Below are 12,743 nucleotides of genomic sequence, written 5' to 3'. Positions count from 1 at the left end.
TTTTGCAGATACATATTTAAAGAAGCAATTACGCACATTATTAAAAATCCGTGTAAAGCGTTTTTTATTCTCTCAAAGAACAAATTTAAATTCGATTGACATTTATATGTGATTGATTTAACATAAAAAAGGCCGGTAAATGCATGAAATTCTTTTTTTACGGAGAGGATAACTATGCTTATAAATTATATTGAGAAAGATATTAAACGGAAGTGTTTGATTTGTGATTTTCTATTTAAAAATAAGCATACGGATTTGGATGAAGTAGCAGAATATATGGGGACTTCGCGTGTTACGGTGAAATCGGATATTCAAGCGCTAAATGAAGAATTAGCTGATTTAGTGACAATTCAAATGAACACTTGCCATGATAATTTGGTGTACCGATGTCAGCTGCATAATGGAGTGACAGAACGACAGGCTTTACATAAACTATATGACAGGTCTATGTTCTTAAAATGTTTGGCCTTTTTAATTACAAATGAGGATTCTAAAAGTTTTACGGATTTTATGGATCAGTATTTTATCTCCCATTCACATGCTTATCGACTGAAACACAAAGTTGAGGCGTTTTTAGCAGAGACAGATCTATTACTAGAAAATAATTTGATTACAGGAAAAGAATATCGAGTCCGCTATTTGATTGCACTTCTGCAGGCTGAGTATGGAATCCTTATTGTTCCACTTTTAGATAAGGAAAAAAGAATAGTAGATGACTTCATGTCGGTGCTTAATAGGCGGATAAATGTGGACAATTTAGCACATAATGCGGAAGGGCATGAATATTTTAGATTGCTTATTTCGATGGTCTTTAAAAGAGATATTCCGACAAGTGCGATAATTTTGGATGAGCAATGTCAGAAATATATTGAGACTTCTCGTTTTTTGGATATGGTGAAAGAAAGCAGCAAAGAGACATTAGAAAAAGAGCTGGGTTATGCTTTTTCGTATAATGATTATCTTTATTTAATGTTGATTTATTACTCGACTAATTTCAGTATTGTGGATGCTTCAATGAAACGAATAGAGTTAGAGCAATTTAATACACTTATTTTAAAAGAAGCTGATTTACAATGTTTAGTTGGTTTATTTGAAACTTATTTTGGAACAGAAGTGGTGAATCATTCACTTTTTCGAGTGGCACTTTGTTATTTTTTAAAGAAGACATTGTTTGATTTGCAAGGGCTTATCCCGAGTAATGAACGGTTGCTTGATAAAAAATACCAGCCACTTTATTTGGTCGTAAAAAATGTGTTGGAGCGTTGGAATGAACTTAGTGATCGCTATACATTGTTAATTGATTCGCATATTCATTATTTAACGATTCATTTGTATCCGCTAATCTATAAATGGGATAATCCAGTACCAATTTGCATTTTCTCGTTTAACCTAATTAATTTTGAGTCTTGTAAATTTCAGGTGGAACAGGAGCTTGGTCGTAAAGTGGTAGTAAATGAGACAATGTTTAACTCTGTGGAGGAGTTGAATTTGGTTTTACAGGAATCTCCTATGCGTACAATTGTGCTTTGTCATCCGCAGTGTGAGATGACATTAAAAAAATTAGTGGAAAATGGGACAGTTATTCCGATTTCGCTTGGTTTTTTTGACAGAGATTTGGAAGATGTGGAAAGTGCGATTCAGTCACTTCGGATGGAAGAATATGAAAAAAGGCTAGCCTGTTTGAAGAGCTAGCCTTTTTCTTAGTGCGTGAAGCCATGAACACCGGATTGCTGTTTATCATGGAAAAGGATGTGGGCGTTATTTAGTTCGTGGATAGAAGCTTTGAAATCTTGGATAAATTCTTCAGCCATATTGAAACCAAGGTCAGCTCGACAAACATAGCGTTGAATAATAACGTTTTCTAAACTTTTTGGTAGTGGATAAGCTGGTACTTGCCATCCGCGCATTTGCAAGCGGTCAGCTAAATCGTAAAGCGTCCAACTAATGTTTGCATCTTCTTTTAATTTATAGCAGACAATTGGCAAATGGGAGCCGTCATTATAAATGTCGAAATAACCAGTTTGTTTTACGGCATTTGCAAGATATTGTGCAACATCACTTGTTTTTTGATGAATGGTCCGGTAGCCTTCAAAGCCATAGCGTAGGAAATTATAATATTGGCCGATAATATGGCTAGCGCTCCTAGAAAAATTGATTTGCATTGTTGGCATTTCTCCGCCAAGATAACTAACTTTGAAAATGAGTTCTTTTGGCAAATAGTTTTCATCCTTCCAAAGCACCCAGCCAATACCAGGATAGACTAACCCATACTTATGTCCAGAAGTGTTAATAGAAATAACATTTTTTAAACGGAAGTCCCAAATGATGTCAGGTTCCACAAATGGGGTAAAGAAACCTCCGCTTGCTGCATCAACGTGGATGTATACTTTGTAATCTGTTTGGCTGTTGTATTGTTCAATTTTCTCATTAAGGGCGTAGATGTCGTCGTAACGTCCCGTGTAGGTAATACCAAGGATACCGACGACGCCGATAGTATATTCATCAATATAGTCTAACACTTGGTCGGTATTTAGTTGCATATGGTCTTTATCCATTGGTACGATCCGCATGTCAATATCCCAGTAAACACAGAATTTTTCCCAACAAACTTGGTAACCGGAAGAAATGACAAGGTTTGGTTTTTTGGCATGAATATCGAGGCCTAGCTTTTCTGCACGATTTCGCCAAGTGAATTTCATCGCCATTCCACCTAACATACAAGCTTCACTAGAGCCAATTGTAGAAGTCCCCATGAATTTTTGTTCTTTTGGTGCGTGCCATAAATCTGCAATAATATTAACGCAGCGATTTTCAAGTTCCGCTGTTCGTGGATACTCCGATTTATCAATGGCATTTTTTTCTAAGGTTTCGGACATTAATTTGGTAGCTTCGTCTTCCATATATGTTTGGCAAAAAGTAGCTAAATTTTGACGAGCAGATCCTTCATCTAATAGTTCATCTTTCACTAATTGATAAGCGATACGAGGTTCTAAAGGTTCTTTTCCGAGAGTATATTTTGGAATATCACGATCCTCTGCGCTGGATCCAAAAATGGGTTCTAAATAACTTTCTTGATTTTCTTTACTATATAACATGATTTTTTCCTCCTATAATTTGTCTTGGTTCATAATATGTTTTTCGTCTGGATTAATAATATGCTCACCGCGAGCTCTAGGATGAGTGAATTTGTTAATACTGTTGGAATCAATATGCGTGACGTTTTTTGGTTCGATATTCTTTTTGTCATGAACTGCATAAATGATAAAAGGAATTAAAACTGTCACGACAAAGCTAATTGACAAAATGATACTGTATGTCATATGATTTTTTTCGGCGATAGATGCTGGTGGAACAAAGGAAATACATAGAGCAAAAATAGATGTGGCTAAACCGACTAATGCAATAATAGTTTTGACGACTTTGCCACCTGGGATTTGGTATGTGCGGTGTAAATTTCCTTTTTTAAAAATAAGTACGAGATAGCCGATAAAGAACAATAAGTATCCGACTAAATAAATGACAACGGTTAAAGAAATAGCTGTTAGGAAGGACAAATTATTTCCTCCACCACCAAATGTTAGAATAGCTGCCCAAATAGTGACAACTACACCTTGCATCATAATGAGCGGTACAGGAACACCGTGTTTATTTACTTTCTTCATTTTTTCTGGAAGTAGTCCTTGCTCTGCCGCAGTATACATGCCGCGAGATGGACCAACTACCCAAGCGCTAACTTCCCCCATAACACCAAGCGCAATCATGATAGCGATTAGTTTGACTGCCCAACCAAGTCCGGAGCCAAAGTGAAGGATTAAAGCTTGGAATGTTTGTACTACACCAGAACTAAGAGATAGATCGTTTAATGGTAAAACAGCAGAAATAGTTAAACCGCCGATAGTATTCAGTGCGATTGCAAGGATAACAAGCATAATCATTGCAAGCGGATAATCTCGCTTCGGATTTTTCATTTCATTTACATGGCTTGCGGAAGCTTCAACACCCATGTAAGCGAGAACAAATGACACGAAGATCACTAATGTTGAAGCTTTTGAAAAATCTGGTATGAACGCCTCAGTGGAAAATTGAACATGAAGCGGATTTCCACCGACGACATATGCAATACCTAAAACAAATAAAATGACTGCCGGGATGAGAATACCGATAATAAAACCAAATTTGGCTATTTTAGCAGTATTTTTCGTTCCTCCTAGTTGGGAGAAAGTAAGTCCCCAAAAAATAACTACCACCCCAATAAATTTAATAAGCGGGTTTGACTCAAGCGCAGGAAAATCAAATACATAGGAAAGTGCCCCGAGAATAAAATAAATCATTGTGACAAAGCCGACAGTAATTTGAAACCACTGAAAGAAAATCGCCGCGAATCCAAAGCGTTCCCCAAGCGTACTTCCGACCCAAGAAAATATCCCTCCTTCTTGCCAACCATCGACAGTGGCCATTTCTGCTGCACATAAGGCAACTGGCAAAAACCATAAAAAACCACCAAGTAATAAGAAAAATACTAAATGAAAACCAGAAGTAGCAAAAGTTGGATATTCATAAACAGTCATAACCATCGATGCCGTAATGGCGAAAAATCCAAATAATGTTAAAGATTTTGTTTGCTTAGACATTGTGTATTACCTCCGAATTATTTTTGTTTACTTAAAAGAAATAACCGAAGCTATACATAATTAGAATGATGCTTAATTAATGGTAAATGAGATTTTTTCCGAATATCATCAATTAACAAAGTAAAGCACCTCCTGAATAATTTTTTTAACAGTTATAAGATTAGCATGTTTTATCACAATAATTATTCCAGTTTTTTTCTTAGCTGAGAAAATTTTAGAGACTTTAGTATTTTTTACTAAAAAATGCTTGCACTATTAAAAAAATGGGTGTATTGTATATAGATGTTAAATGTCTATTAAGGACATTAAAAGGTAATAATGGGAAGAGGGAGGATTTTATTATGAAGTTGAGTAAAAGTATGGACCAGGTATTTTGTATTATGACGATGTTGTACACCCAGAAGGCAGATGTTCCCATTTCTTCCGTAACTATCCATCACCGTTTACGTGATTCGTCACCATCTTACATTAGTAAAATCTTAAGAAAACTAGTTGTTAGCGGACTGATTAATTCAGTATCTGGAAACAACGGCGGGTTCACACTTGCCAAAGATCCAGAAGAAATCAATTTGTTAGACATTGTAGAAGCGGTGGAAGGAAAAATCGACACATACCCAGACTCAGACTTAATCCACACTGTTTTCTCCGACTATCACGAATTTGCAGAGTCCGGTATTCATACCATTACAAGTGCTTTTAGAAATGCGGATAAAGAATACGCTAATTATCTCTACTCACAAAAATTAGCTGTTTTAGTCGAGCAAGTTATTGGGAAAGAACGGACAACTATCATAGATTGGAACGAAGCGTAATAAATCTTTAAACAGAAAGAAGTGCGGTAATAAAATGGATATGGTAAAAAATGAGTGGAAAAAATTATTCAAAAATAAAATACTATTGTTGTCATTTGTAGTTATTTTATTTATTCCACTTTTATATGCAAGTTTTTTCTTGAAATCAGTCTGGGATCCTTATGGTAAGGCAGGAGATTTACCAGTAGCGGTAGTAAATAATGACGTCGCGGTAGATTACAATGGCCAAACGATGGATGTTGGCGATAAGTTAGTTACTAAGCTGAAAAGTAATGATGAACTCGATTGGAACTTCCTTTCATCAGAAGAAGCCGAAAAAGGTTTAAAAGATGGCAAATATTATATGATTGTCACGATTCCAAAAGATTTTTCCAAGAATGCAGCAACCGTTTTAGACAAAAATCCGAAAAAAATGGAATTATCCTATAAGACAAATGGTTCGCTTAACTATTTAGGTCAAGTAGTGAGTGAGCAAGGTGCAAAACAACTTAAGAGCGAGGTTTCAGCAGAGGTAACAAAATCTTATGCAGAAGCAATTTTTGATAAAATTAAAGAAACGGGTAATGGTTTTGTGCAAGCAGCGGATGGATCTGGAAAATTAAAAGATGGACTAGAAAAATCACAAGAGGGCAATAAAACCATTTCAACAAATTTAAAGACACTTGCAGACAGCTCATTAACTTTTAAAGATGGGGTAAATACGTTAGAAGTGGGTCTGAAAACATATACAGATGGCGTAAACACTGCATCAGCTGGTGGCGATAAACTAAACGCAGGAGTATCTACACTTGCTGCTGGAGTGGGTCCGCTTAAAGAGGGCGTCCAAGCATTAGATAATGGTGCAACGAAATTATCCAATGGCGTTTCCACTTATACCACTGGTGTAGATACACTTGCTGGCGGAATTAATCAAGCTTATTCTGGCTCAAGTGCATTAACAAACGGTCTTAACAAAATGAATGGTAGCATCCCTGCTCTAACGAACGGCGTAACAGAGCTTAATAACGGCCAAGAAAGTCTAGCAAGCGGCTTAGATACCCTCGTTGCTGGTAGTAACAAACTAACGGCGGGGCTAAATCAACTAGATAATAATTTAACCGACAAACAAGGTAAAATTACTCAACTAAAACAAGGGATGAACGATTTACAGCAAGGAATTGATCAACTAAATAAAAGTGTAAATGGTGATGATGCAGCACTAGCTAAACAACTAGCTGCTTTACAAAAAAGCCTGGCAGATCTTCAGTCTGGTCTAACTTTTATCAAATCGAATGCTAACTTTGATGCTGATGCAATTAAAGCGAAAATCAATGCAACGAATGGTGTTAGCGCAGAAGATAAACAAAAAATCATTGACTCCATTCAAGCTGATTTAGATAAAGAAAGCCAAAAATCAGCCACTCAAGTAGCAACTGTTGATAAACTTCAAAGTGGATTGTCTGGACTTGATTTAGCAGCAATTCAAACTCAAGTATCCGAACTACAAACAGGAGTTGCAAAAATTTCAGCGGGCTATTCGACAGTTCATCAAGGGACTACAGATGCATTTAATGGTATTCACCAAGCTCTTAATGGTTCCGGAGACCAAACGCTTATCGGTGGTGCGAACCAATTAACTGCTGGCTTAAAATCAGCACAAGTGGGAAATGCAAAATTAGTTGCTGGAACAAATGCATTAAACAACCAAATTCCAACCCTAAGTTCTGGTGTAAGCCAACTTGCAAGTGGTAGTTCCAATATGGAAAATGGACTAAGTAAGTTAAATGATGGAGGAAATAAATTATCTGCCAATTCAGCAGCTCTCCAATCAGGAGCAAATCAATTAGAAAGTGGAACTAATCAACTAGCGGCGAAAGTACCAATACTTGCTGGTGGAGTAAATCAATTGCAGGCTGGATCAGGAGCACTAGCTAGCGGTTTAAATCAACTAGCAGCAAACTCACCAAAACTACTAGCTGGTACAGGACAATTAGCAGATGGTTCTTCTAAAATAGCAGATGGCTCTTCTAAACTTGCTAATGGTTCATTCCAGCTAGGTGATGGACTAACAAAATTAACAGCTGGTAGTACAGAATTAACGACCAAACTTTCTGATGGGGCAGCACAAATTAAAGATACTAACGGAACTGATAAAACTTTCAAGATGATTGCCTCTCCAACGAAATTAGCTCATGATGAATACACACATGTTAGTAATTATGGTCACGCCTTAGCACCATATGTATTATCATTAGCTTTATATGTTGGTGCACTAGTATTTAACTTTATTATGCCAATTAGACGTGTATCTATGGAAGGGCAACCAGCATACAAATGGTGGTTAAGTAAATTATCACTTGGATTTGTTGCAGCCGTTGCAATGGCATTACTCGAAGGCGGTATCATGATAGCACTTGGGCTTAGACCGGACAATATGGTTGAATTCTTTGGAACAGCAATTATTACAGCCCTAGCGTATATGTTCTTAATCATGCTTCTTGCAATGACATTTGATAACCCAGGTCGATTTATTGCAATGGTTCTTCTCATTGTTCAATTAGCTGGATCAGGCGGAACATTCCCAATGCCACTTACAGGATGGTTCTTCAACTTAATCCATCCGTTCTTACCAATGACATATTCCATTTACGCCTTTAGAGAGTCACTGGCTGCAGGTATGGGACCGAATATATACAGTATGTCTATGCTTGTTCTTTCGCTTATCTTAATCGCATGCATTGGACTACTTTATCTATCAATGAGTCATTTGAAAAAACGACACGATGCGCACGAATCAGCACTGGATGATAATCAAAAATTAATGGCACTAGAAAATTAATTAACAGATTAACAAAAACAAGAATCCTCATTAAAAAAGGGTTCTTGTTTTTTTGTTATATATGGGGACGTTTTATTTGTAAAGTAATGCTATAATTAAGTTATTAACATACGAAAAGAGGTATTGCATGACGAAAAGAATAGTATTTGTAGATGTAGATGGTACGTTAGTTAATGATGATGGATTAGTTCCAGATTCCGCTAGAACAGCAATAATAGAAGCACGTAACAACGGGCACCAAGTTTATCTATGTACAGGGCGCTCAAAACCTGAATTATATGAATCCATTTTGTCCATTGGTTTTGATGGCATTATTGGAGCTGGTGGTGGTTATGTCGAAGTAGATGATAAAATTATCTACCATCAAAAAGTAGCGAATGAAGATGTTGTACATATGGTTGATTTTTTCAATAAGAAGAAATTAGACTTTTATTTAGAATCAAATGGCGGTTTATTTGCAAGTGAAAACTTGGAATCGCACTTAAATAAATTGATTTATGGTGATGTGGAAAATGATCCAACTGCCCGTGAAAAACAAAAAAATAATCCGCATCCATTTATGGGAAGCTTAACATTTGGGGAAACAAACCTTTATCGAACTGACGTAAATAAAGCTTGTTTCTTAGAAAATAAAGAAGTTCCATTTGAGGAAATCAAAAACGAATTTAGCGGAAAATTTGAAGTAATGCACTGCACGGTACCAATCTTTGGTGATGATAGCGGTGAATTAATGGTTCCTAACATTCATAAAGCAACCGCAATTGAAATACTCCTTGAACATATTGGCAAAGATAAACAAGATACAATTGGTATCGGTGATGGTATGAATGATGCAGAAATGCTTACTTTTTGCAAAACCGGAATTGCTATGGGAAATGCGAAAGAGGGTTTGAAACTTTTGGCTGATGAAGTAACGAGTTCTGTCGATGAAGACGGCCTATTTACAAGCTTTCAGAAACATGGGTTGATTTAAGGTAGTGATGTTAGGGTAAGCAAGAGTATGGGAGTTCAATTGGAGGAGAATATTTGATGAAACTTATCAGAACGAAAACGTACGATGAAATGTCACAAGCAGCTCTTGAAGTTGTCAAACAAGTTATTGAGTCAGAGAAAAATCCGGTTATCAATACAACAACTGGAGCTAGTTTTGATGGAATGTTTGCTGGACTAGTAAAAGGAATTAATGCTGGGGAAATCCCAATCGAAAAAGTATTTTTAATGAATTTAGATGAATATGTCGCAAAACGAGATGCTTCCTTTACTGTTTACACATATATGCATCAAAAATTCTATGATTTAATTACCAAAATGCCCAAAAGAGTGGAATTATTAGATGGTAGCCTAGCTGATTTCACGAATGAAATTGCTCGATATAAGCAAATCTTAAAAGAAAATCAGCGTGATTTACAGATTTTAGGGTTAGGTGTAAATGGACATCTAGGAGCAAATGAACCAGGTACTCCATTTGATGCACGATTATTTTTAGCAGATAGCGATGAATCTACTATAAAAAGTACCATTATGTACAATAATTTAAAAGAAGACGAAGCACCATCACAAATGTTGACTCTCGGTTTGGCAGATATGATGGATGCTAAACAAATTCTCGTAACTGCATCAGGAGAACGCAAAGCAGAAGCTGTAAAAGGAATGCTAGAAGGACCGATAAACGAGAGCTGTCCGGCATCTATTTTACGTAACCATCCGAATGTTGTGTTTGTCATCGATGAAGCAGCAGGATCATTACTTACTAAACATTAAAAAGGAGTGGTAGTATGAGAAAAGTTTATTTATATTTTATTTTGCTTTTAGGGATAGTGATGATCGGTCTTGGTATCTATTTAATGTTTAATCCAAGTACTTCACTAAAAGCATTAACTATTTTCATCGGGATTATTTTAGTTTTAAATGGTATTAATGAGGTGATTTCTTATTTCGGTGAACAAAAATATTGGAGTATTTCCAAATGGATAATGCTTGATGGTATTTTATCTATTGTTGTTGGTGCTTTTGCGATTTTCCAATCTAATATGGCAGAACGTATCTTTATCATTATTTTTGCCATTTGGATTTTAGCTTCAGCAGTATTGCGTATCTTAACTGCATTTTCTGTCAAAGGCTTACCTGGTTGGACACTATTACTTGTAATGGGGATTCTTGGTTTAATCATTGCCGTTATTTCGCTATTCACAAATACGTTAGTAGCTATCGCAATTGGAATTATTTTAGGTTTATTTTTCATTTTGCAGGGTGTAACTTGTCTATCTCTTTGGAGAGTTATGAGAAAAGGTGAGAGTAAAGCATGAAAAAATAGCAAACTTGTCACAAAATAGACAAATGGAGAAGGAAGAGTGTTCTTTAGGAACGTTTTTCTTCTCTTTTTTTTATTATGATAAAAGTAGATTCAATTTGGCATGAGGTAAATTAAATGAGAGGAGCGTTTACTATGGAGGTAATGTTTTTTTTGACTAGTAATCCAATGTTTCAAGAAGTAACAAAATTAGTTTACTGGGAAAAAGAGGAAATTATCGATTGTCCGGAAAATGGACAATACGTTTACGCGATTGATGAAGGTAGCGTGATGCAGTATGCGCAAAAAAATACCTCGTGGGGAAAAGGAATGGTTTTTGGATTTACAAGGGAACAGACAAAAATCCGACCCCTCTGTAAAACCGTTGCTTGGAAGATTCCATTAATATATGTAGAAGAAACGTTAAAAGGTATTGACGAATTAAATGTAGATATTTTGATTGAAATAGAGACTAATTCTTTAAATAAATATAAGAATGTCGATATTATTCAGTGGTTTATCAAAAAAATACCTGAAAGAATTCGAACAACGACTTGGAAAATCGAAAAAGAGTCTGTTAGAAAAGACATCACGAAATTCATGTCAAATGAGACTTGGTGCAAACAATTGAATGATCTTAAAGGGCGATATATTATTCGAGAATTAGGGTACTATTTGGAAGTGGATCTACTTCAATTGCACCATTATATAAGACAATGGAATTATAATTTGCTTACTCGAAAAAATAGTTGAAATATTTTTGATAATTTAACAGACAAAAAGGCAATTTCATAGTAGACTTATAGTAACCGTGATAGGGAATTATTACCAGTCCCTATAGCCACCAGCAAAATTTGCTAGGTGGCCTTTTTTTATGAAATTTTCCTTTTCGGATGGAGTTAGTTGTGATAACCTAAAAAAGTGAGTTTTAATGAAGGGATAGTGTAGTTATGGCAAAATGGTTACCGAGGGATTTATGGATTGTTATTATTGGAATGGTGTTACTTTATACTGGGCTTTCGTTTATTTGGCCTTTTAATATGATTTATATGACACAAGAATTAGGAATGACAACGACGGATGCTTCACTCGTTTTATTAATTAATTCTGGCGTAGGAATTGTATCGAGTATCATTGGCGGGCTTATATTTGATCGTTTCTCAGGTTTTATTTCATTAACAATCGGAACAATTATACTCGTACTTGCTACTGCTTCACTATGTTTCTTTCATGGGTTTCCATTCTTTATTTGGAACTTATGGGGAGTTGGCGTTGCGATGGGAATGGTTTTCTCAGGTCTATACGCCGCCGCAGGATTGACGCATCCGACTGGCGGAAGGACAGGATTTAACGCCATTTATGTGGCACAAAATATCGGTGTTGCTGTAGGACCGCTTTTGGCAGGGCTGCTCGCAACACGAGGGATGAGCCATGTGTATATTGGGTCATTTATTTTTGCACTAATTTTCGCCGGTTATTTTTTCTTTTTCTTCCATAAAATTGACTGGAAATCAGAGAAAGTCACTGCGGAAACAAAGCATCGTAAGAAAGGTATCAAGCGAGAGTTCCCAACTAAGCTAGCGCTATGGTCGTTTGTATTATTATTACTTGCCTATTTGTTGTGTCAATTACCACATGTACAATGGCAGTCGAATCTGTCTACTTATATGACGGAAATAAAAGGTGTGACAGCAAGCCAATATGGTAATTTATGGAGCCTGAATGGTGCACTTATCGTACTGGGGCAATTAATCTTAATTCCAGTTGTAGGTAGGTTTAAAAAACATTTACTCGCACAAATTTATATCGGGATTTTCTTATTTATCCTATCCTTTGTTGTGGCAATGAATGCAAGTGTATATAGTGGGTTTGTGATTGGAATGACTTTTTTAACGATCGGAGAAATGTTTGCTTGGCCAGCTATTCCAACCATTGCCTATCAACTTGCTCCAAAAGGTGCTGCAGGATTATATCAAGGCCTTGTCAACGGAATGGCTACAGCTGCTCGAATGTTGGCACCTTTTGTTGGCGCGATTGTCGTTCAAAATTTAGGCGGAATAAAAGCCTTGTTCATCGGCGCATTTATCTTGCTAGGATGTGCACTTATTAGCATCACATTACAACAAATTCTACAGAAAAAGGATCAACAAGAAAAAACAGCTTTACAAGTTTCCATAAGTCAGGAGGAGTAG

Annotated in this window: 10 protein-coding genes; 8 read left to right on the top strand and 2 right to left on the bottom strand. The window is 36.3% G+C overall.

The window, feature by feature from the left end; all coding sequences use genetic code 11:
- Window positions 1-174: 174 nt before the first annotated feature.
- Window positions 175-1,692 carry a helix-turn-helix domain-containing protein gene (locus tag JL53_RS12610; RefSeq protein ID WP_038407796.1) on the top strand — a complete coding sequence of 506 codons (1,518 nt, stop codon included), beginning with the start codon at window positions 175-177 and terminating at the stop codon, window positions 1,690-1,692.
- Window positions 1,693-1,700: 8 nt separating this feature from the next.
- Here the strand turns inward: JL53_RS12610 and JL53_RS12605 are convergent, their stop codons facing one another.
- The gene (locus JL53_RS12605; protein ID WP_038407795.1) at window positions 1,701-3,095 is read right to left on the bottom strand and encodes a glutamate decarboxylase; all 1,395 of its coding nucleotides are present in this window, start codon (window positions 3,093-3,095) and stop codon (window positions 1,701-1,703) included.
- Window positions 3,096-3,107: 12 nt separating this feature from the next.
- Window positions 3,108-4,631, bottom strand: coding sequence for a glutamate/gamma-aminobutyrate antiporter (gene gadC / locus JL53_RS12600; RefSeq protein ID WP_038407793.1), 1,524 nt, complete (start codon window positions 4,629-4,631; stop codon window positions 3,108-3,110).
- A 341-nt stretch (window positions 4,632-4,972) separates the two neighbouring features.
- Here gadC and JL53_RS12595 point away from each other — a divergent pair, with 341 nt between their 5' ends.
- From JL53_RS12595 to JL53_RS12565, 7 genes are all read left to right on the top strand, one after another.
- On the top strand, window positions 4,973-5,443 hold the full coding sequence (locus JL53_RS12595) for an Rrf2 family transcriptional regulator (RefSeq protein ID WP_003720668.1): 471 nt from the start codon (window positions 4,973-4,975) through the stop codon (window positions 5,441-5,443).
- A 34-nt stretch (window positions 5,444-5,477) separates the two neighbouring features.
- Entirely contained in the window at window positions 5,478-8,261 is a 2,784-nt protein-coding gene (locus JL53_RS12590; RefSeq protein WP_038407792.1) for a YhgE/Pip domain-containing protein, read from the top strand.
- A gap of 127 nt (window positions 8,262-8,388) precedes the next feature.
- Window positions 8,389-9,234, top strand: coding sequence for a Cof-type HAD-IIB family hydrolase (locus JL53_RS12585; RefSeq protein WP_003720665.1), 846 nt, complete (start codon window positions 8,389-8,391; stop codon window positions 9,232-9,234).
- 56 nt (window positions 9,235-9,290) lie between these two features.
- On the top strand, window positions 9,291-10,022 hold the full coding sequence (locus JL53_RS12580) for a glucosamine-6-phosphate deaminase (protein ID WP_038407791.1): 732 nt from the start codon (window positions 9,291-9,293) through the stop codon (window positions 10,020-10,022).
- 14 nt (window positions 10,023-10,036) lie between these two features.
- Entirely contained in the window at window positions 10,037-10,567 is a 531-nt protein-coding gene (locus JL53_RS12575) for an HdeD family acid-resistance protein (RefSeq protein ID WP_038407789.1), read from the top strand.
- 122 nt (window positions 10,568-10,689) lie between these two features.
- Window positions 10,690-11,304, top strand: a complete 615-nt coding sequence (locus JL53_RS12570) for a hypothetical protein (protein ID WP_038407788.1) — start codon at window positions 10,690-10,692, stop codon at window positions 11,302-11,304.
- A 197-nt stretch (window positions 11,305-11,501) separates the two neighbouring features.
- The gene (locus tag JL53_RS12565) at window positions 11,502-12,743 is read left to right on the top strand and encodes an MDR family MFS transporter (protein WP_003720661.1); all 1,242 of its coding nucleotides are present in this window, start codon (window positions 11,502-11,504) and stop codon (window positions 12,741-12,743) included.

The sequence above is a fragment of the Listeria ivanovii subsp. londoniensis genome, assembly GCF_000763495.1.
In the GTDB taxonomy this organism is placed as follows: domain Bacteria; phylum Bacillota; class Bacilli; order Lactobacillales; family Listeriaceae; genus Listeria; species Listeria londoniensis.
This window is presented reverse-complemented; position numbering and strand designations above follow the sequence as displayed.